Consider the following 21781-nt stretch of genomic DNA (forward strand, 5'->3'; position numbering starts at 1 on the left):
TTCTTCACCATAGTAATCAATGAAATCTTGTTCATACCCCCTTACATCATCTCACGCATCCGCATAAGCCGCCCACAGGCCCGGCTCCGCCTCTGCCTTAAGAACAGGCAGCAGGTCTGCCCTGTGCTGCTGGAACCGCATAACATCCTGCCCATGCTCCACCTCCGAAATAATATGTCCGGCCAGAGCCGCATCCAGCAGATAAAAAATGCCCAGTTCATGCAGGATGCGCTCATCCGCCGTCCAATGTCTGGGCTCCTCCCTGACAAAATCACGTTGCACCAGCGCCGTCTGATGATCAGTGGACAGGCACAGCTGCCACATTGCCGCCGGCAGCAGCAGTCCGTCTAGGAAAGCTCCCTGCAGGAAATCGCATTCCTCAAGCAGGCTGCGGCGGAAAAGGATGCCAGTCAAATTGCTGCGACAGAACTCCCCTTCCCTCAGCATGGCCCGCAACAGCTCCCTGCCAAAGAAATAATGGGCCAGGCGGCCGCTGTCCAGACCCAGACATCCCGGGGCCCAACCGCTTTCCTGCCTAAGATTTGTGCTGACAGCCAGCCAGGCCTGCCTGTTCGCCTGCAGCAGCGCCGTCATGTCGCGCAACTTATCCTCTGCCAGTACATCACCAGGCAGCACCCATTGCACATAATCTCCCCTGACCGTCTGCTTAAGCGTGGCAGCCTCGGCCTTTGCTACCCTTCCCCAGGGAAGGCCTGACTTCTCCAGCTCCGCTTCGATGCTGGAGAGGCCCATCCCCTGCAGATCCAGCACCAACAGTTGCCCCGGCCTGTAAGACTGTCGCCTGATACCATCCAGCGAAGCCAGGAATTCCTCCCGCCTACCGTCCCAGAGTAGCAGCACGCTGACGGAAGGGCGGCTGACCAGCGCATGCATAAGCCCGCAGTCAGCTGCTATCTGCTCCGCCTGGCGCAGGGCGTTGGCATAGGGCTGCACTTCCCGTCCGGTATAGCGCAGACTGCATTCGCCAGCATAGGCAGCCAGCTGTACCTCCCGCATATCAGAGAAATCATCCTCCGGCAGCGATCTGCCCTCCGTGACAGCCCTGAACGCTTCGCGATAGGAGATGGTGTAGGATGTGTAATCCGTGAAGCTACTGAGGTTGGACAGCCACATGCACAGGGTCTTAGAAATCTGCTGCGCCTGACTGCGCTTGGGAAAATGGGCAAGATGCACCCCTTGGGCGACAGGCATGGCCGGAACGCCAAAGACCGTCCCCGTCTGCTCCGGTGTTTTGGCCACATGGCTGCCCTGACTTAAGGACAGCTGCCGTGCCTGCACGGCTCCGGCCCCCAGCAACACCTTGCCCAACTGCTCCGCCTCAGACCTGCGCATGAGCGGCCTTGACAGCAGGAACTGATCATGGCCAGACTCAGGCTGGCTCAGACCATAGCGCACCCAGGGCAGCTGGTAGACCTGCTCCCTGTCCAGGCCCTGCAGATATTCCCTCAGCCAGATGCCGCCCTGCTCTGCCACCGGAAATTCATCCGCATCCAGAGCCAGGATGATATCCGCCTGTTCTTCCCGTATTGCCTTCCATAAGAGACCTGTCATGACCTCTGCCTGATGATGGCCGGGCTGGCGGTATCTTTCCCAGCGCAGGGCAAGCCCCTCCTCCCGCAGACTGGTCAGGATTTCAGGCGTGGCATCCGTGCTCATGTGGTCGGCAACCAGCAGTACATCCGCCAGGCGTAAAATGTGTCTGGCAAAACTTTCGATGATATCGGCCTCATTCTTGACCATGGCGATGGCAGCCACACGATTTGCCTTGTCCATGCCGTACTCCCACCTCCTGACCAGATACTATTTGTCCCAGTCCCTTCTCAGGGTGCTGCTCTCATTGGCATGCTCCAGATAATACCGCTCATCCTCCGGCAGTCGCTCATAATCATAATACCAGGGCAGATGCCTGCACATGAGCCGACCTCCTGTGCGTACAGCCTCTTCTATGCAGTAATGCCTTGCATCCCGGTAGAGCGCCAGCGTCGTGTCAACCGGCGCGAAATAAACGCCTGCCTCTACAGGCACCTGATAAAACATCTTTTCCCAATCCCGCTTGGCTGCGGCATCGAAATAGGTTATATCCTCATAGTACAGGCCCAGCCCGGCCTTTTCCAGCCAAGGGTATTTCCGGAGCAGTCCCAATAGCTCCGCCACGAAATCCTTGGGACATTCCTCCAGTGGCAACACGTCGGGATCTGTATATATGTATGGTGTCCTGATATCCAGCTTTTCCAGAATGCCGCTCTGCCACAGCGCAGTATGCCCCAGATTCTGTCTGAGCTTCAGAACCCATATCCCCTGCTCTTCCAGCGTACCATAATAATCCAGCAAAGGCTGATATGTTGATGCATTGTCCAATATATAAATTTTTTCATACCCAGCCTGCCGGAGCCAGTCCACCAGCTGTCTGAGACAGTCCAGCCTGTCCCTGGCATTAATGAAAATGGGAATCTGCCATGGGTTGGTCTCCGGCATCTCTCTCCGGCGCCGCTCCTGGAATTCCCGTCGATCAAGCAGCTTGCCATCCTCTTCATTTAAGGGCATCTGCCGCCCCAGATCGGAGTCACCCATCTGCTCAGCCAGCAGAGCAATATTTATGAAGACCTCGGGATAATATTTCCTGATTCCCAAAGCCTCCCGATAATATGTCAGTGCCCGTGGCAAGTCGCCTTTATAAGCAGATATATTGCCCAAATGAAAGAGCACTGTCTCATTCTCTCCGGCGAATGCAGGGAATTTGTCCCTGTATTTCCCGAAGCATTCCTCTGCCTGATCATAGTTCCCGGAGGCCAGCTGCAGTTCGCCCAACAACTGATACAGGAAAAGCTCCCGCGTGCTGGACACGTCCACGCTGTCGCCTGCAAAGCCGTCAAAGGCTCGCCAGGCCAGTGCCATATCCCCCTGCCACAGAGCCTCAATGCTATCCCAGAGCAACCTATCACTGTACCCGTAAGTACCTTTCGCCACTCTCCTCCTGCCTCCTTCCCGTAATGCCTGCGTGTCTCACTTCCCCGCCAGCCACCTCTGCCAGATATGCTCATAGGCGGCCTGGACATCCCGCATATAGCCTACTGCATCCATTATCGGAGATTTCCGGAACATCTCTGGTATTCTTTCGTGCAACGCGGCCAGCAGCTCGGGATCGCTTCCCAGAGCCACCGCCTTCTCCACATACTCCTCCTTCGTGGCCGCTGCCAGTTCCCCCAGACCCGCATTCGTCAACAGGCTGTAGCCGAAGCGCGTCCCATGCCTGCGACCGTACAGAGAAATTACCGGCACACCTGCATAAAGCGCATCACAGGTCGTTCCGCCCCCCACATAGGGATATGTGTCCAACAGCAGATCCACATCCTGATAACGGTTCAGGTAGTCGTTATCAGGCCTCTCAATGATGACCCTCCCGGTAGACTCAAGCCCTTGCGCGCGAAACATCTCCCTGACCTTGCGTTGCATATATCGGTTATCATCCGAGGAGCGCAGCAGCAACTTGGCCTGAGGCAGCCGCCGCAGTATTTCCGCCCAAAGGCTGATATGAGGCTCATTCAGCTTGCGGAAATTGCCGAAGGAGGCCAGCAGGATTTCCTCACCGGGTTTCTTGGGGCGATACTTATTGGTGATATGCAACGCCAGCTCCGAAGGGGTGTAGCAGAAATGGCTGTGGGGCAGGCGCAAGATTTCCTCACTGAAATCATTCTCATTCAGCCCCGGCGGATCACAGTACGGGTCACCCAGAAAATAATCCATAGCCTTCATGCCGCTTGTGCCCATAAAGCCGATGCCTGTCAGCTGCACCGGCGCAGGCTTATATGAGGCCGCAATCAGCCCCAGGCTGTTCTCTGTATGCCCTGACAGATCGAAAAGTATATCCACCCCATCCTCATAGATCTCCGCTGCCATTATATCCGGCGGCGTGTGCGGCCCATAAGGCCCCACATAAAATTTTTTCACCAAGGGTCTGATAAATTCCGTCACCCTATCTTCCTTCTTGCCGTAGCTATAACAATAAACTTCAAATCGCTTGCGGTCATAAGCGCACAAAAGCTGGATGACGAAATAGCTGAGTACGTTTTCCGTAAAGCGGCTGGCAATATAGCCTACACGGATTTTCTCATGCTCCCGGTGCCTTTCCCTGTCATGTTCATAGATCTGGGTCTTCCGGTTCAGCTCATCAAAGGCGAAAGTAGCCCGCTTCAGTTCCTCATCGGATATGAGGGTTTCATACATGTAGAAAATCAGACTCCCATATGTTTTCTGCTGAGTGAACAGGGACTGCCCCTCCGTGCTGTGCACTGCTTCCATACCGTAAGCCAGGCACTTGGCAGCCTCCCCCAGGTCACGATAGCACCAGGACTTGTACATCAAGGCCTGCCACTTATCCGCCTCCTCTACTGGAGCCTGTTCCAGCAAATAAGTCAGCTTATCCAAAGCCAGCTGCGGCTCATGCTTATCCAGCAGATCCAAGGCTGGCTTTACTCTCTCCATAAATGCCTGCATTCGCCTGACATGCTCTGCCCAAGCCTCATCCAATATCATACCTGCCATTACCATTCCTCCCGTACCAGCCTGTGCAGTGCTGCCGTCTCCTCATCCCCCCTGACTGCTTCATCGCCCTGCCGCAACCATTGCCACGCCTGCTGCAGCCGCATGCCCAAGAGCGGGCGCAAGGATTCCTCCAACGTCCCATCCCCTTCCCGCTCTGCCTGAGCGATGGCCAGCCTCTCCAACAAGGCCAGTCGCTGGCTTAGCTTATCTGCTGCTGCCCCCCAGTGCCCTGCCTGCTCGTATCCCTCGATGCTGTCTGCCGCCAGCCCTTGTCGACGAGCATAGTACAGGTACAGGCTGCCGTCCGTCCTCCGCATGGTCTCTGCCAGAAAAACCGCATCCTCCTGCTCGTAAATATGTGACAGCAGCTCTATGACAGCTACTGCATCTGCTCCTTCCTCCATAAGCGAGTCCACTAGCAGACGCACGGTACCAGGCAGGTAGCGGTTCACCTGCAGCGCCTGCAGCCATTTCTCCTGAGCTTCCCCTGCCCGTCCCTGCCATAGAGCCATTTCGCCCAGCTTGGACAGGGCATGGGGCTGCAAGCGGCGTATATTGTCCGCCTCCTGCCTCACGGGAGCGGCCAGCCCCTCCTGCAGCAGAATCTCTGCCCGCAGGTAATCCCTTTGACTGAACAGGTACAGCCCCTCCATCAACGTGAAGCGGGGCATCTCCGGCACAGCCCGCCTGGCCTCTTCCATGGCCTCTATAGTCCTGTCAGCGGGAAAATTCCCCCGCACCAGGGAACTTAGATAAGTCTCCCAGCCGTTCTTCCAAATCTCCCTTGACTGCGTTCTGTCGGCTATGACTTTCTGCGCCCAGGCGGCTGCCTCAGCATAGTCCCGCAGACCGTAATAGCAGTCCATATAATAATGCCAGTCCTCCTGCCTGACCCTGCCTTCCTCCTCTGCCTTCCGGCGAAGCAGCTCCAGATTGCGCCGGTTCTTCTGAGGCAGCACGCTGGCGGAATAGCCCGTATGGTAGATGGTCAGTTCCCTGTCATGCCAGATATTCCCCTCCGGCACCCCGGCCAGCGCCTCATGGATGCGCCCCAGGTAGCGCAGCTCCGGCCTGCGGCGGAACAAGCGGATCTGCTCTATGGTCTCCATGTACCTGTTTCGATCGTCCTTGTCCACGTTCACCAGACGGCAGCAAACGGCCAGTATATCCCGGCGCTGCTCCAAACGCTGAAGCAGGGGCCTGATTTTGGAGCGCGAATCCACAGAGAAGATCTCATCCGCATCGGGAAAAGCGATCCAGTCCCCCGTGGCCTGCTCGATGGCGAAATTCTTGGCCGCCGCAAAATCTCCCACCCAGGTGAAGTCATAGACACGCGCGCCGCCTGCCTCTGCAATGGCCCGGGTACCATCCTGGGAGCCGGTGTCCACCACGATGATCTCATCTGCAAAGGAACCCACGGACTCCAGCCAGGCCGGCAGATTCTCCGCTTCATCCTTCATGATGGCGCAAGCCGAGATGCGCATAGGCCTAGCCTGAGAACCTTTGTCCTGCCCCCTCTTTTTCCTGTCTACTTGCACTTTCTTCGCCATCTTGCCATCCTCGTCTATCCTGGCCAATATCCTTGACACCACAGGCAGCATGCTTTCCGCCGTATCAGCCACCCCCACGGCGGAGAAGTGCTCCTGCTCCCGCAGCCGTAGCCCTGCCCGCAGGCTTGCCTCTGCCTCGCGTTCCTGTCCCTGGGCATACAGCCAGGCCCCCTCCATAAACAGCAGCGAAGGTGCCTCCGGAAAAGCCTCCCGCGCCCTGCGGAAGGCCTGCAGCAGCTTCCCCACCGCCTCCTGCTCCTGCAGCAGGCTCAGGTATATTTCCCACACCCGCAGCTGCAGATTCGGCAACAGCCCAAAGAGCCGTGCATCATTCACCAGACTTTCTGCCAGATGCAGCGCCTGTCCGTGCTCCTGCAGGCCATAGGCACAGTCAAGCAGATAGTATAGCTCCGCCGCTGTCGGCTGCCCCCCCCTCGATGCGATCTGATGCCTCAGCAACCTCTCGTTGCGGCGCAGCTTGGCCGCCACGCGGCTGGATGAGTAGCCGGTATGGCAGATAACTATTTCACGGGTCAGCCTGGCCTCAAGAACAGGCGGCATCCTCAGTGCCTCATGCACACATCCTTCATAGCGTATGTCCCTGCGGCGGCGAAAAACACGCATCTGCAAATATGCATCCCGCTCACGGAAGCCATCGTCCGCATCCAGGTTCACCCAACGGCAGAGAACGCCCCCCACGCGCTTATCCGCCTCCAGATTCTCCAGCAGCGGTCGTACCCTTGGCAGGCTCTCTGGCGAAAAATACTCGTCCGCATCCAGAAACAGTACCCACTTACCCGTGGCCTGGGACAGGGCAAAATTCTTCGCAGCCGCGAAATCATCCCGCCAAGTGAAGTCATAGACCCTAGCACCTCCCGCCCGTGCCAGTTCCGCCGTCCTGTCCCGGGAACCCGTGTCCACCACGATAATCTCGTCGGCCAGCTGTCTCATATCCTGCAGCCAACGCCCTATATTCTTCTCCTCATCCCTCATAATCGCACAAGCGGAAATCCTGATGCCGCTCATAAAAGGATTCACCTCTCATTATTTCAAGACAGCTGCTCCCTCGCCCACTTGCGGTAAGCAGCCATGTCCGGCTCCCGTGAGCCTGCCGCCTCCGCTCTGGCCAGACATTCCTCCACAGCCCCGTATTCGCCCAGATGGTAAAGCGTAACCCCCAGATGATGCCAGAAGCTGCCCGGCTCGCCTGTTTCATCGGCCGGCAAAGCCTGATAAAGGGCAAAGGCCGCTGCCCAGGCCCGCTGACGGAAAAATTTGTCTGCTGACTCACGCTGCCGTGCCGGGGCAAGCTCCAATCCCAGAGCCGCATAACGTTCGTAAAGGGAAACAGCCTGCCCAGCCATGACAATATCCAGACCCGTAGCATAAGACCCTCCTGCCTCCGGCGGCAACGCCTCGCCTGACTGCCACGCCTCCGCCACCTGGCGTAGTTCTGCGGGGAGAAGCTCCAAGCATTCATGGGGGATATCTTCCGCTTCCATGCCATCCCGTGGCCGGCTCAGCTGCAGGCAGGCCACGAACAGCCGCTGCATATCCTGTGCAATCTGCAGAAAAAGCGCTCGTCCCACATCCTGCTCATGTCGTGCATAAGCCGCGCACAACTCTGTCTCAGGCACGCTCTGCCCCTCCTCGCACCTAAGCCTCTGCACATATAGCAGCAACGACAGCTGCCCTGCCTCGGCGGCCCAACGTCCCAGCTGTGGCAGAAATTGCCGTCTCATTGCTTCGCCTTGATAGAAGGGTCGCAGATGCTCCACCCACGCTTCAGGCTCCGGCCAGAGCCGTGCGGCCAGCTCCAGCGCCATACGCTCAAAAGGATTCCACCCCAATGCCTCGGCCAGTTCCGCCTCTGCCTGCTCCCTCTGTCCACGCTCCAGAGACAGCATCCCCAACACCGCACGGACTTTAGCCAGCATTGGCTCCAGTTCAGCAGTTCTTCCCGCCTGCAGGGCAGAGTTCAGCAAGTGTCCGGCCTCCGGCAGCTTTCCTAGCTGCCAAAGCAGCAGCCCCTGCCAAGCCAGGAAATCTGCAGCCTGGGGGAATGACTGCCGTGCCTCTCCCAGCAGCGTGAGTTGCTCACTAAGAGGATGGCGCAAGCGCATAAGCGAATGCAATACTGTCCCATACAGGGACTTGTTGCTGTCCAGCCCCTGCCAGCCGGAAGCAAGAGCCAGCCGGGCATAATGCAATGCCTCATCATAACGTTCTAATGCGTAGCAGGCATCCGCCAGGTAGCGGTAATCCTGGGGCCTTTCTTCCTGCTGCCGCAAAAGGCGCAGGTTGCGCCTTGCCTTGGCACGCACCTTCGAGGATGCGTAGCCTGTATGGCGCAGGATGAGCCCCTCTGCCAACGGCAATCCGGCTAATATCTCCCCATGCAGGCTCGGTACCTCATGCACTCTCCCCTGATAGCCAAGCCCCCTTTGCTGCCTGAGGATGCGGATAACAGGCTCTGTGCCTATAGGCAGGTCAGCCGCATCCGTATCCACATGGCGCATCAGCACCTGAAAACCTTGAGCCTCCGGGTGACGCCGGATGGCCCTGACCAAGAGTCCCCGCACACCCTCCGGGTGGTAGAAGGTCTCATCTGCATCCAGAAAGATTATCCATTTAGCTTCGTTATCGGAAGATCTCATCCACCGCTTGCGCGGTCCCCCTTCCCCATAGGGGAAGGCTTTTTCATCTACGGGTATTACCTGCTCCAGAGCAAAATTCTTGGCAGCGGCAAAATCATCCCGCCAGAGAAAATCATAGAGCCGCACCCCCGCCTGATCTGCCAGCTCGCGGCTGCCGTCCTGGGAGCCGGTATCTACGATGATTATTTCCTTATTTTTTGCATAAGTCTGCGCATTAGCCAGCCAAGCAGGCAGTTCCTGTACCTCATCCTTCATAATCATGCAGACAGACAAATCCAGCGTTTCCGCCTCTTCCGCTAAATCACGCCAAACCTGCAGCTGCTTTTCCGCCTGCTCTGCCTCTGCCGTCCCGAAATGCTGAGGTTCAAAACCGGAGGGCCTTCCGGCCAGCTCCATGGCTTGTGCGAGCTCTGCGGATGCTCCCGCGAAATCTCCCCAAGCGGCTCTACATGCCGCCAGTTCCGCCCGGAACTCGGCCAGCTCCGGAAAATCCTGTGAGGCCCTCTCCGCAGCCTGCAGCCTGTCCTCAGGGCGGGATTGCTTTGCCAGAAGGGATAGCAGGATATGATGGGAGCGGCTGGCATAGAGCACTTTCCGTCTGCCCTGGGCTATATCAAGCCTGGCCCAATGCTCTGCCTCCCGCGCCTGACCCAGCCCATAGCAAGCCTCCGCCAGGTACATATAGAGGCTGCCCTCTGCCTCGTTTTTTGACTGCCGCTCCCTTAGTTCCTGCCGCAGCAGGCGCAGATTTCGCTCCGCCTTCGACTTATTCACCTCCGGGCGATAGCCCGTATGCAGGATATGCAGTTCCTTCTCAGTCAGGATCTGCACATCTTCCAGTATTTTGTCCCCCACGCACAGTTCCTCATGGATGCGTCCCACATATTTAAGCCCCGGCTGGCGGCGAGCCAGCCGCAGGGCAGGGGCGGTCAGCATATCCTCCCCCTGCTGCCCCAAATTCGTCAAAGGGACCAGCAGCCCCTCCACCTCTCTGTGTGCCTCTACTACCTTGCGTAGATTGCCCGCTGTCTCTTCCGTAAAATACTCATCTGCATCCAACAGCAGGAGCCAGTCCCCTGTTGCCTGGGCCAATGCGAAATTCCTGGCAGCGGCGAAATCATCCTGCCAGGCAAAATAAAAAAGCCGCGCCCCTGCCTGCTCCGCTGCCTGATGCACCGCCTGAGACTCCACCGTCTGCACCACAATAATCTCGTCCGCTTGACCCTTTACCCCTTCCAAACTGCGCCGCAGTTCCTCAGCTTCGTCCTTTACTATATAGCAGGCTGAAATACGCATGGGACACACCTCCATGTATCAAAATTCGACAAAGGCAATAAAAAACCCTCCCCGGTCGGGGAGGGTTCTCATGGTTAATAGTGAAGCTTGGCCTGAAAGGCCTTTGCCACCTAAGCTTACTGGAGCAGGCTGAGAACAGAGGAACTGCTCTGGTTGGCCTGAGCCAGCATGGACTGAGCTGCCTGCAGAAGAACATTGTTCTTCGTGTAGTTGGTCATTTCCTTGGCCATATCGGCATCGCGAATCGTGGACTCGGAAGCCTGGACGTTCTGGCTGGAAGTCGTCAGGTTGCTGCTGGTGTACTCGAGACGAGACTGGATAGCGCCGATGGTGGTCTGCTGATCCAGTGCCTTCTGAACGGCATTGTCGAGAACGTTGATGGCTGCATTGGCCTGAGCCTGGGTACCAATCTGCAAAGTCTTGCCGGTGGAGCTGGCAAGACCAAGAGCCTCAGCGCGCATATCGGTAAGACCGACGCGGATGCTCTGGTTAGCCTTAGTGCCAACCTGCAGGGTAATCTGGTTATCCTCAGACTTATTCTGAGCACGGATGGATTCATCGAAGTTATCCAGCACAGCGTTGATGCTCTTCTGAATCTGGCCCTTCGTATTGGACACGGAAATCGTGAAACCAGAAATCTGACCGGTAAGACCGGACATAGCAGATTTGATGGTCATCGCATTCTCGCCGGAAGCCGTCTTGACGGTATCCTGGGCTGCATCCTTACCAATGACAGAACCGGTCTTAATATCAGAGGAGAAAAGATCCTGATCCTTGAAAGGACCACCCACACTATTCTTAGCCTTGAATTCGTCATTTGCCAACTTGAGCAGGCTACTCATGCTGTGAGTTGCCGCCCCGGTAACCTTACCAGCGGTATTAACAGCTGCGCCTGCACGGAAGCTGGTGGTGTAGGTAACACCCTGATGTACGAAGGAAACCGTAACTGTATCCAAGGACTGGATGTTCAGGCTGTTGCCGTTGCGATCCTTCATCTGCGTGAATGCAGTAGAGGCCTTCGTTCCAGTATTCAGCATCTGGTTCGTCATCGTAGTCGTGGTCTGGATAACCGAGCTGTTGTGCGAACCATCAACGAGGTACTTGCCGTTGTAGGTGATGTTTGCGTTGTCGTTGATCTGGTCGATGGACTGGTCGAGCTCTTTCTGGATAGCTGCGCGGTCTGCATCGGTCTTATCATCGTTGGCTGCGCTGATGACTTTTTCCTTCAACGTCTTGAGGATGTCAACAGTGGAGCTTACAGCACCTTCAGCGGTCTTCATCATAGAACTGCCGTTCTGGGTGTTGGCGTTAGCCTGGTCCAAACCGCGGATCTGGACTCTCATGCGCTCGGATATTGCATACCCGGAAGCGTCATCAGCTGCGCCATTGATTTTCATGCCGGAAGATACCTTAGCCAGGCTCTTGCTGAGAGCCGTGGAGTTGGCATTCAAGGTGTTCAGAGTATTGATTGCCGACATGTTGTTCTTTACTACCATTGCCATGATGTTATTCCTCCCTGATTGTGAGTAACAATAAACTATCTGCAAACGGCCATCCGTGACCGTTTTTGCCAAACATTATATAATAGGCTGGCACCATCGCCACCAGGCTGCTAGCTGACCTGCCTTTGAGTGGTGCTGGCTTATTATCTTGGCCTTACACTTATATTATCGAGAGTTTCCCGAAATACTTAAGTGTTTTTTTAAAAGTTTTTGAAGAAAATTTATCTTCCCATATCCTTTACATCTTCCTGTTGAAGATGTTGCCTACGGCACCAAATTTCGGTGCCGTCAGATCATACGACCGTACCGCGGCATTCTGGCGGCGGCTCTTGTTCAGCCATGACTTGGCCTTGTACATGATTTGCTTATCCAGAGGTACCACTTCCTCGATGAGGGCCTGGCACTCCGGGGTGGCGCGGTATTTTTCGCAGGCAGGATTTCCCTTCATGCGGTCTACCAGTACTCCTCGCTGGTCTACTATCTGAAGAAACTCCTCTATATCCTGCTTGTCCATGAACTTGATGAGCTCATGGGTCAAGGTTCTGTATAGTTCCCAGTCTTTTTTGGCCTGCGCTTCCTGCTCACCCGACATAGCCAACGCCTCCGGCCGCTTTCTGGGGCTGCTTTTCCTGACGGGCTTTCTTCATAGCCTGTGCCCAGGCATCCCTCAGCTCTGTGATGATGTCCCTGGCCTCGCCTATCTGCTTGGCATCGTTCTTGAGGTTGCCCTCTACCAGACGGTCATAGCAGTAGTTGTACAGGGGCATGAGCTGATGAGAAATCTCATAGTCCATGTTCAGAGTGATGCGGAACTCGGAGATGATATTCTGCGCTTTCTGCAGCGAGATATTTGCCTGTTCATAATCTTTGCGTCCTATTGCTTCCGTGCCTTCGTTGATGAACTTCAAGCACCCGTTGTAAAGCATCAGTGTCAACGCCTCCGGCGTGGCGGTCATAATCTGCTGCCTGCGATAGGCTTCAGCTGCATTTACCATAGTATCCTCCCCACTTGTTATCTGGCAGCCCCCTACGGGGCCGCCTTTTTAGTTACTGCCCACCTGTGATGTAGCCCAGCTGCATACCCAGTTTCTGGATGGCAGACTCCATCTTGTCATACTTCTTGTAAAGAGCACTCTCGAAGGCGTTCATCATGACCTTGAAGTTGCTCATCTTAGTCTGCAAATCCTGGATGAGCTTGCCCAGGTTGCTGCCGTCTGCCACTTCCGTGGAAGTACCGGCGTAGGACTTGATGGACTTCATGGACTTGTTGGCCACATCACTAACGCGCTGTGCTACACCGTTCTTGCCAAACTCATCATCACTGTCCAGATTCCCCAGCATCTGGTAAACAATATCCGGATCCTCAGCCAAAACCTTCCTGAGTTTGTCCTCATCAATCTTCAGATGACCACGGTCTGTCTTGGACTCGATGCCGATGGACATCATGGTCTTGTACTTGCCGTCCACAGACTCCACAGGAGTATAAATTGCTTCGCGCAGGTCGCTGATAAGCTTGCCCACGTACTCATTACGGTACATGAGTCCGCTCTTGGCCTTTTCCTCCCACTTTTCAATCTGCTCCTCTGTCATAGCCTTCTTCTGGGACTCGGTAAGCACATCGTAGTCGGCGTACTTCTGCTCATTGTACATATCATTGAGCTTGTCCAGCAGTGCATTGTAATCATCCACAAAAGCTTTGACATTCTCAACAACTTTCTCTGTGTCCTGAGATACTGTCATGGTGGAAGTGCCTACACCCATGAAGGTGTATGTAACATTGCTGACGGTGAGCTTGTTGGAGTCGGATGTATAATTCTTGCCATCGATGGTAACAGAAGCATCCTTGCCGGCCATGCCCACCATCTTGCTACTGTCTGTAACCGTGGTTTCGGCGCTGCCGCCGAGAGTATAGCCTTCAACGTCACTACCCGAAAGCTTCAATGTATAAGCCGTGGCAGTAGTCACATTGTCGGCAGTGGAGCTTGTGCTGAAGTTGAAGCTCTTGGAGCCATCCTCATTCTCGGTCACTTCTGCCGCATAGGCGTTTTCGCCAATTGTGACAGTAGCCGTGCCATCAGAAGCGACTGTCAGACTGGCGGCGCTGTCGCCGATGGTGAGCCCGGAATATGTGGCAGCACCGGTATCTACATCCGTGCTCTTAGCAACACTCGCATCTGCAATGGTCGCGCTGGAAGTCGTAGTATAATAATTGGTAAAATCCAGCGCATCCTCACCCAGGCTGCTGCTGCCGTCAGCGGCCACATTCACCGTATGCAGGTTCAAATTATTCAACAGTTCTGCAGCAGCATCATCATTTGCCTTCATATAGATACCATTAGCGCTGCCACCGCTGCTATTGTAAAGAGAGAATGCATCGTTGTTGGCATCGTAGGTAGCCTTGATATTCAGCCCTGTGCCATTGAAAGCTGAGACCAAGTCATTCAAAGTCTGCCCATTTTTCATAATCTGGTCATATGTGATGGTAACAGTTTTTTCCTCTTTGCCATCACTGACTTTGAAGCTGATTCCATCGTCCCCCAACTTGGAAGTATCTATCAGGTCACGCAGATAAAGGCTTCCTTCTTTTTCCGGGTCAGCGCGCGTGATGCCATCGTTGCCTGTCAGGAGGTAGGCATTGGACGACATACTGTTGACCTTCACATAGTGGGTCATGGCTGCCGCATCGGCGTTGGCCGTAGCGGTAGCCACCTCTGACTTGGTGGAGCTCACCGTCTGAGGGTTCAATGTAGAAGACATCTTGTACTTGGACATAGTGGAAGTGGTAAAAGTGGTGAGGTCTGAATAGAGGTTGGCGTAGGCTTCTTTCGTCCACTCTTGCCGCACTTCCTTCTTATACATGCGGTCATATTCATTTTGCTTGGTCATCATGCCGACTTTTACCATGGAGTCGACATCAATGCCGGAGCCTGAGAGACCATATATACCCGTTGCACTCATGGTTCACACCTCCTCAGGCATTCTTGTCCAGGAACGCTCCTATCCAGTCCTTGGCCTGAATCATGTTGTCAATCATCTCTTCCGGAGGAAGTTCCTTGATGACTTCATGGGTGGACTTGTCAATCATCTTGACGGACATGACGTTCACTTCTTTGTGATAGCTGAATTCCAGATTGCAGTTGATGCGGCTCATGAGCTCATTTAGCTCCTTGATCATCTCCTGCATATCTTCTTCTTTGGGTTCCTCTTTCTTCTGGGCATTGGCTTCTACAGTTTCCTGTACGCTCGTGCCTTCTTCTTGCTTGGCCTTCTGCAGTTCATCTACAGGAGCCGCTGACGCACTGCTTTGATCCTGCGAGCGCTGCGCTGCCGTCCCAGCAGCATAGTCCTGAGTCATGGAACCGATTACCACCGCACCGGATACCATATCATTGACTTTCCCAATCATGTTTTATCCCTCCATAGATAATAAAAGTTGTCCCTAACCTTCAGATTAACCTTGCCGCTTGGACGGCCTCCCTGCATAGCGGAAACTCCGCAGAAAAATAAATAATCCTTTAGGATTCACGCGGCGGCATAACTGCGCTGAAATCCAGATTCTTGGGCACCGGAGTAGCTGCCTTCTGGTTTTCCTCCTGGATGGCACGGTAGATTTCCCCGCGGTAAATCTTGATCTCACGCGGCGCATCGATGGCCAGTCGGACATTTTCGCCCTGCACTTCTACCACATTGATGACAACGTCATCACCTATCATAATCTGCTGTCTCGGTTTGCGTGTAAGAACTAACATATACTAGTAGCCTCCTTAGTGTGATATAGCAAAACGATGAAAGTTGGCTCTCGAAGCCCCCCTTCCACCGCCTTCGGCGGTCCCCCTCCCCCGCAAGCGGTGGAGGCATGTTCTGCTACAAAGCTGCATCTTCTAGTTTTACTTTTTCTTTTCGGGGAACAGTCTGTGCTTGGTGGTGTAACCGCCTTTCTCCAGCACTACCTGCTTGGCCTGCATGGTCTTCTTGTTGAGAACCACCGGAGCCGTGAGATTGGCTGTCATATCCTCAATCCTGCCCTGGGGAATGGTGATGATCACATAGATGAGCATCTCTTCCTGATCCTTGATGCCCAGTTCCTTTTGCGTGGCATCGTCCAATTCGAACTCATAGTCCGGGAAGAACAAGAAGGGCATGGTGATGAGAAAGGCCAAATCCGGGGTAGAAAGCGACTGCATGAACAGATATGGACTTTCACTGTCATAGGGAATGATGACAAATTCCTTTTCCTCCTCAAAGGCAGGTATGCCATGGGAGAAATGGGTGATCTTCTCTTCCTCAATCTCAATAGTGCCAAAACGCAGGGTATCGACTTTTCTCATAGTGCGCCTCCATCAAAAAATGAAGAATCAAGCATAAATATCATATTTTCCCTCGGTGACCCACTGCCGCACGCTTCCCTGCTGCGCAATATAGGTCTCAGCCTTGGCAGGAGTAAAGTTCACATCTGCCTTGTAATCAGCATCCACCGTCCAGTCATACTTGCCCGGGTCAGGTGTTCCCACCAGGTGTCCTGGTGTGTAATGAATCTCGGGATTCGGTATGTGCTGGGCCACTATGATGCGCTTTTTGCTGATTTCCTGGGCGATGTGCTGTTTGGCCTGGGCGGCTATTTCGTCATGGCCACGCTTGGCGCCACTGTTGGCCATGGCCAGGCCTTCGTGATTGTGGCGCTTGATGGCCGCCTGCAAGTCCTGCAAGCCACGCTGCCCAGCCGCCTTGGTCAGGTCATCGCAGGTGCTATGACCGTATGAGTGGCGGCTGGGATAGCTGTTGATATCAAGCTTTGGCTGAGTAATCCCCATGTTCGACCTGGGCGCCACATACTCCGTGTGGGCCACGGCCGGTTTATAAGGTGCTGACAGAGCAGACGGTTGCGTGCGAATTCCTATCTGGGTGTATGTCTGACGGATATTCAATCGCAACATACCTTTTTATTCCCCCTTCCTTTGGGAAATTCCTGCTTAGTTACTTATATTTTTACAGATAATCAGCCAGAGACTGAGGCAGGATCCTTGAGCCTACAGAAAGCGACATATTGTAGATGGTCTGCATGGTCATAAGGTCTATCGCAAGTTTTGCTACATCTGCATCACTGCAGTTGCTGATATCCTCGGTGATAGTCGCTTTCTGCTTGTCCAGCATGGTGGAGACGCTGTCGTAGACGTTTTGGCGGGCAGCGGCGGAAGTCTCGGCTTCAACCACCTGGACATGAGCACTATCTGTGACACTAAGTCCATCCGAAGAAAGCCACCTGACATCTCCGGCCTCCATCTTGGCCACCACCTGAAGCAGGTCATTGAGTGCGGCAGTACCACCAGAGTATCCATTTACCTGATTGCCGGAATTCTCATTGTCAAAAATATCAGAGCCGAAGAGATCCTGGCCCGTGACATTCACCGTATCCGCCGTCGGGTCGGTGGTGCCATTGCGCTTCACCATGGAAATTTTCTTGGCATCGCCGGTGTATTCCACCACGTATTGCTCGATGGTGGCAAAACTTAATTTAACATTCTTGCCGTCAACGCTGATGGTTTCACTGAATTTATTGCCAATATTCTGGTCAGCAGTAGGATACACAGCGGGATCAAGCGGTGTCCTTATCTGACCATTCTTGTCAAAATGCTTGGAAACATCCGTAGAGGCACTCCAGCTTGACAGGGTTGCAACCTCATTCCCATCTTGCACCTGGGTCTGCCCATTGCCAACTTTTCTCTTGTAACCCTCATCCATAAATTCCTGGGTATAAATCTTGCCTGTAGTGGTGCTGAGATAGTAGTTATTGCCATCATCGCCCGTGAGTGTCAACATCTGGGTCGTATTGCCCTTGCTGTCCGCATATGTATTGCCGCTTCCGTCATCGACTATAGTAGAGAAAAAACTCCTCTGCGGGTCATCCAGCGTCTTGGTAAGACCACGATGCACCTTGGCGCTGGTAATGGTGAAGGGCTGCTCCAGGTCGCTCTGCCCTGCGAACATATAACGGTCCCCCTGCTGGGTATTGCCCAAGGAAACAAGTTCCCGGAGCTTGGCCAGCACATCTTTGCCGATGGCCTGAATATTGGAAGTATCATTGGTATCGTTAGCCGCTTGGACGGTTTTCTCATGGATAGTGGTCAAAAGATCTTTCATATTGGACATAGCCGAGTCAGCTGTCTTCATCCATGAGATACCATTTTTAACATTATTCTGGAACTGGTCGTTCTCCGTATCGGTATTCTGATAGCGTAGGAACTTTGAATAGTTGACGGAATCATCCGAAGGACGGTGCAGCCTGCTGCCATCGGACTGTTCCATGAGTTTTGCTTGATCTTCGTAGCTATCGTTAAGCTGCTTTTGGTAGCGGGCTATCATCTGAGTGCTGCTTACACGCATTGCTTCCACCTATCCTTTCAGATACTGTGACTTTTGCTGCTAATGCTGTTATCTGCCAACCGTGCCGGTGCTGTTGATAAGCCTATCCAGCATCTCATCCATAGTAGTTAGGCATCTGGAGCAGGCGCTGTAGCCTTGCTGGAACATGATCATGTTAGTAAGTTCTTCGTTCCAGTTTACCGCCGATACTGACTGACGCCACTCTTCCACCTGCACCAGCACTTCATTCTGCGCCTTGACCTTGGAATCCATGGTCTCAGCATCGCTGCCCAGAGCAGTCATGCGCTGATTGTAATAGGCTTCCAGGGAAATGGTGCCCATAGAGCGCCTGTCCGTGCCGGTCTGCTGATTGCCGGTGAACTGCTTGGCGATGAAATCTATTTGTGTGTTTTCCTGATTCATATTAAACAATGTGCTGAGATCCACCGCATTGGTGCCATCACCGGAACCATTGGCTTCCGCTACATGAGTTCCAAGATCCTTTGCCACATGAGTAGTGGGATCAACACTGGTAGTGGTAGTGCCCCAAGTGCGTGCGGCCACCAGATTCTGCCCGTTCTCTGCGGTAAGCTGGGCGTTAAGTTCCAAAGCTTTAATTATGTCAATAGCCTTCAAAGTTTCCGCGGTTTGGGTACTGCCCGTGTTTTCTTTCACAGTAGCCTTGCTGTAATAATTTATAAGCCCGGCCTCTTCTTTTTCATAGGTGGAAACCACCATATGCCAGCCTGCACTGTATTTGGTGGCTGTCACAGTCTGGGTCGCTTCATCCCAAGTGTATATCACATCGGCTGCCCCATAGAAGTTGACACCGGAAGTGCCAGTAAGATCCGTACCCGCCGCCGTTACTACCTTGCTGCCAGAATCATTAATCTCACCATAAGTCGGAGACGTATCATCAAAATCCTCTGTGCCATAGGTGGCGGTGCAGGCAGCACTGTCAATGCCTATGCCCTGCTGATGCTGATGGTTGAAGGTGGTGAGCATGAAGGCTGACATCTTGGCCAGATAATCGATATAGGCCTTGTCTTCCTCTATCTGATCCATCTGGGCCTTCAATGTGCCGTTGGTAGGCTGATAGGCTATGCCCGACTCCTTCAACAGAACTGTATAATCATTGATGCCATAAGTGTCATTGGCAATGGGGTCAGAAAGCTCAAGAGTAAGCTTGTTGATGCCGTTCACCAGGGATACGCCGTTTGACACCACGCTGTACATGCCATTGCTGTCTTCGTATATATTCAGATTGACAAAACTGGAAAGCTTGTCCACCAAAAGGTCTCTCTGGTCACGCAAGTCATTAGCCATACCGCCAGTGGCTTCTGTGCTCATGATACTCCTGTTCAGCTGCACTATCTGGTCAGTATAATCATTGATCCTTGTGATATTAAGTTCCATATCCTTGTAGTTGGCATCTATCTGTTCCTGCATCTTCTGGGCTGCCGTATGGATACGATCGGCAAAAACTTTGCCTTTTTCCACTACTGTAATGCGGGTAGAGGAATCACTAGCATTAGCAGAAAGGGATGACCAAGCCTTGTAGAAATCTTGAATGGAATCCTGAATGTTCTCAAGGGTGGTATCGTTGAAGATGGCCTCTATCTTGTCATATTCCTTGGCTCTGGAAGTATAGTAGGCACTGGTAGAATTCTCGCTCCAGTACTGCCTGTCTGCGTAAATATCCCTGGCACGAGTCAAGGAAGTGGAATCCACACCTTGTCCCACCAGTACATTACCGTAAATGGACGCTTCCTTACGGGCATCTACGGCTGCGAGATTTACGCTCTGGCGGGAATAGCCTTCAGTGTTGGCGTTGGAGATATTGTGGCCAACCGTGTTCTCAGAAAGCTGGTTGGCATTGATGCCCCGTACCAGAGTATTGAGGCCTGCAAAGGTTGAACGCATCGTCATCCCTCTTTCTATGCACAGCGCCTAGACGCTGGAATCAAACATCTTTCTTTCCCGGCCTCCATCTCTGCCCGGCCCTCCCGGGGCTGAGTAGATAGTGCCGGCATTCACGCCGCTCATGAGATTCACATGGAAGTCTATGTATTCCTTGCTGCGGCTCATGAGCTGCTTGTTCAGGGCTATGCTCTCACGGAGCGTCCTGCCCAAAATATTCACCTTGTCCACCAGCCGAAAGGCCACATCCCTTTCCACAGAGTCAGGCTGGCTGGCTACAAAGGCCGACATACGTGGGCTTCTCTGCTCCCTAAGAAAAGCTGCTTGTTCTTCCTCCAGACGGGCATAATCCCCCAGAGCCGGTTCCAGCGCCTGGACGGTTCCTGTGATTTCCGCCCCGCTGTTATGAATCAAGGCTTCTTTCATTTCCCGCAGCCAATCCATGCAGCTATTCCCCAGGAGCAGCTGCTTTCTCAGAAGCGCAATGGCCTCCTTCATAGCAGCTTTTCCAGTTTCCTGCTTTTCCATAGGCCCTACCTCGATTATTGCTGTATAAACTACGCATCGTATTCAAAATTCTGCCTGTGGCTGACATTTTCCCTGCCACCCCGTCCATAGACCGGGTCAACTGACACACCGCCAATCTGCCCCAGGCGCTGATTCACGGCTCCCAGAGCCCCCATGGCAAGGATATTGTTGATCTCTGCCTGGGATTTGACATCCTCGACCAGTTTCGTGAGTGCTTCGTGGGCGCTCTTCAGCTCGCAGGCCAACGGGCCCGCGAGCTGATACGCTTCCTGCATTTTCATTTCAGGAGTGATGGAGGGATATGCCTTAATGATTTTCAAGCATAATTCCTGCCTGGCAGACTCGGTTTTCTGGATAGAGGAGGCAAGGTCTGCCTCACGCTTTATCAGCCTGTCCAGGGTCTTCATATCCACCCCAACCAGCGCTCTATGCTTCTCTTTGCCCAGGGCTGCCACAACACCATAATCACTGCTTAGCTTGCGTAGAATCTTGAGTAATTCCTGCCACATATAATGCCTCCCTAAAGCCTAAATCAAGCCTCTCAGAACTGCAGGTTCATGATGCGCTCTGCCACGGCTTTTACATCCGGCTCATAAGAACCAGACTTCACCTGCTGTGCAAGGACATCTACCTTCTCGCTGCGAACCTCATCCATGGTCTTCAGCTCATTCAGCATATCGCTGAAACTCTGGGCCTCCTGGGAGAGAACCAGTTCATCCTTGAAGCTTGTGCCCTCTGCCTGCTGGGTGCGTTTGACGCTCTTTACCTGATCGTTGCTGTAAAGACTGGCCAGGGCCTGGAGAGCGCTGTTGTTGCTTACATACATTGTTTTTCACCACCTTCTTATACTTCTGCTCATTCTATCGAAAAAAAAAGCAGGAGTCTTAACTCCCGCTTTTGGCCTTTTATATGAGATTATCTTAAAATATCTTTGTTTTACTTCTATATTCTCATATATTCTACTATTAACGACCCTTATCCTTGGAATGCATGCCCTGGCCACGGTTGGCACTGGCTGCCTGGCGGGCGGCCACCACACCTGCCGCCTGCTTCTGGAGCTCTTTCTGCATATTCTCCTTGCAGGTCTGGCAGATCTTGCCGCTGAGGATGGGGGCACCGCATTTTTCGCAGGGGTAGGTCATCTTCACGCCCACCTGCTCAAAGCGTCCTTCACGGATAAGTTTCTTGATCAGCTGCTCGCTGCAGCCCGTAGCCTCGGTGATTTCAAGAATCTTGGCCTTAGGATTGTCGCGGACATAGTTCACTACTTCCGATTCTTTCTCCCGCATCTTGTCTTCACAGTCACGGCACATATGTGCGCCGTAATCAGCGTACAGCTTGCCACAATGAGGACAATTCTTTACCTTTCCAGCCATTGAATTTCGCTCCCTTCCACACAACATGT

Annotated in this window: 19 protein-coding genes; all 19 read right to left on the reverse strand. The window is 53.7% G+C overall.

The annotated features are described in order from the left end of the window. Nucleotides 1–51 precede the first annotated feature (51 nt). On the reverse strand, nucleotides 52–1794 hold the full coding sequence (locus tag BLW59_RS04405) for a glycosyltransferase family 2 protein (RefSeq protein WP_074696524.1): 1743 nt from the start codon (nucleotides 1792–1794) through the stop codon (nucleotides 52–54). A 27-nt stretch (nucleotides 1795–1821) separates the two neighbouring features. Further along, nucleotides 1822–2988 (reverse strand): tetratricopeptide repeat protein, encoded by a 1167-nt coding sequence (locus BLW59_RS04410; RefSeq protein WP_139283543.1) that lies wholly within the window; start codon nucleotides 2986–2988, stop codon nucleotides 1822–1824. A 36-nt stretch (nucleotides 2989–3024) separates the two neighbouring features. Beyond that, nucleotides 3025–4563: a hypothetical protein gene (locus BLW59_RS04415; protein ID WP_074696528.1), complete on the reverse strand. Its 1539-nt coding sequence runs from the start codon at nucleotides 4561–4563 to the stop codon at nucleotides 3025–3027. After that, complete coding sequence (locus BLW59_RS04420) at nucleotides 4563–7139, reverse strand: glycosyltransferase family 2 protein (RefSeq protein ID WP_074696530.1); 2577 nt, start codon at nucleotides 7137–7139, stop codon at nucleotides 4563–4565. The genes BLW59_RS04415 and BLW59_RS04420 overlap by 1 nt, the downstream gene beginning before the upstream one ends. Before the next feature lie 23 nt (nucleotides 7140–7162). After that, nucleotides 7163–10066, reverse strand: a complete 2904-nt coding sequence (locus tag BLW59_RS04425) for a glycosyltransferase family 2 protein (protein ID WP_074696532.1) — start codon at nucleotides 10064–10066, stop codon at nucleotides 7163–7165. A 116-nt stretch (nucleotides 10067–10182) separates the two neighbouring features. Continuing rightward, nucleotides 10183–11568: a flagellin gene (locus BLW59_RS04430; protein ID WP_074696534.1), complete on the reverse strand. Its 1386-nt coding sequence runs from the start codon at nucleotides 11566–11568 to the stop codon at nucleotides 10183–10185. 238 nt (nucleotides 11569–11806) lie between these two features. Further along, nucleotides 11807–12160 carry a flagellar protein FliT gene (locus tag BLW59_RS04435; RefSeq protein ID WP_074696536.1) on the reverse strand — a complete coding sequence of 118 codons (354 nt, stop codon included), beginning with the start codon at nucleotides 12158–12160 and terminating at the stop codon, nucleotides 11807–11809. Beyond that, nucleotides 12150–12563, reverse strand: coding sequence for a flagellar export chaperone FliS (gene fliS, locus BLW59_RS04440; RefSeq protein WP_074696538.1), 414 nt, complete (start codon nucleotides 12561–12563; stop codon nucleotides 12150–12152). Before fliS ends, BLW59_RS04435 begins: the two co-directional genes overlap by 11 nt. 52 nt (nucleotides 12564–12615) lie before the next feature. Continuing rightward, nucleotides 12616–14526, reverse strand: coding sequence for a flagellar filament capping protein FliD (gene fliD, locus BLW59_RS04445; protein WP_074696540.1), 1911 nt, complete (start codon nucleotides 14524–14526; stop codon nucleotides 12616–12618). A 13-nt stretch (nucleotides 14527–14539) separates the two neighbouring features. After that, the gene (locus BLW59_RS04450) at nucleotides 14540–14974 is read right to left on the reverse strand and encodes a flagellar protein FlaG (protein ID WP_074696542.1); all 435 of its coding nucleotides are present in this window, start codon (nucleotides 14972–14974) and stop codon (nucleotides 14540–14542) included. A gap of 109 nt (nucleotides 14975–15083) precedes the next feature. Next, nucleotides 15084–15317, reverse strand: coding sequence for a carbon storage regulator CsrA (gene csrA / locus BLW59_RS04455; protein WP_029541225.1), 234 nt, complete (start codon nucleotides 15315–15317; stop codon nucleotides 15084–15086). 138 nt (nucleotides 15318–15455) lie between these two features. Next, nucleotides 15456–15896: a flagellar assembly protein FliW gene (gene fliW, locus BLW59_RS04460; RefSeq protein ID WP_029541227.1), complete on the reverse strand. Its 441-nt coding sequence runs from the start codon at nucleotides 15894–15896 to the stop codon at nucleotides 15456–15458. A 27-nt stretch (nucleotides 15897–15923) separates the two neighbouring features. Then, nucleotides 15924–16502: a DUF6470 family protein gene (locus BLW59_RS04465; RefSeq protein ID WP_139283544.1), complete on the reverse strand. Its 579-nt coding sequence runs from the start codon at nucleotides 16500–16502 to the stop codon at nucleotides 15924–15926. Between the two features lie 52 nt (nucleotides 16503–16554). Next, on the reverse strand, nucleotides 16555–17949 hold the full coding sequence (flgL, locus tag BLW59_RS04470; protein ID WP_074696544.1) for a flagellar hook-associated protein FlgL: 1395 nt from the start codon (nucleotides 17947–17949) through the stop codon (nucleotides 16555–16557). A 48-nt stretch (nucleotides 17950–17997) separates the two neighbouring features. After that, entirely contained in the window at nucleotides 17998–19851 is a 1854-nt protein-coding gene (gene flgK, locus BLW59_RS04475) for a flagellar hook-associated protein FlgK (protein WP_074696546.1), read from the reverse strand. Between the two features lie 27 nt (nucleotides 19852–19878). Then, on the reverse strand, nucleotides 19879–20376 hold the full coding sequence (gene flgN, locus BLW59_RS04480) for a flagellar export chaperone FlgN (RefSeq protein ID WP_074696549.1): 498 nt from the start codon (nucleotides 20374–20376) through the stop codon (nucleotides 19879–19881). A 29-nt stretch (nucleotides 20377–20405) separates the two neighbouring features. Beyond that, nucleotides 20406–20885, reverse strand: a complete 480-nt coding sequence (locus tag BLW59_RS04485; RefSeq protein ID WP_074696551.1) for a flagellar protein FlgN — start codon at nucleotides 20883–20885, stop codon at nucleotides 20406–20408. A 32-nt stretch (nucleotides 20886–20917) separates the two neighbouring features. Beyond that, complete coding sequence (gene flgM, locus BLW59_RS04490) at nucleotides 20918–21202, reverse strand: flagellar biosynthesis anti-sigma factor FlgM (protein ID WP_029541236.1); 285 nt, start codon at nucleotides 21200–21202, stop codon at nucleotides 20918–20920. 139 nt (nucleotides 21203–21341) lie between these two features. Continuing rightward, entirely contained in the window at nucleotides 21342–21752 is a 411-nt protein-coding gene (locus BLW59_RS04495) for a flagellar protein (protein ID WP_074696553.1), read from the reverse strand. Between the last annotated feature and the right edge of the window lie 29 nt (nucleotides 21753–21781).

This window comes from Selenomonas sp. KH1T6, from assembly GCF_900108415.1.
Lineage (GTDB): Bacteria > Bacillota > Negativicutes > Selenomonadales > Selenomonadaceae > Selenomonas_B > Selenomonas_B ruminantium_A.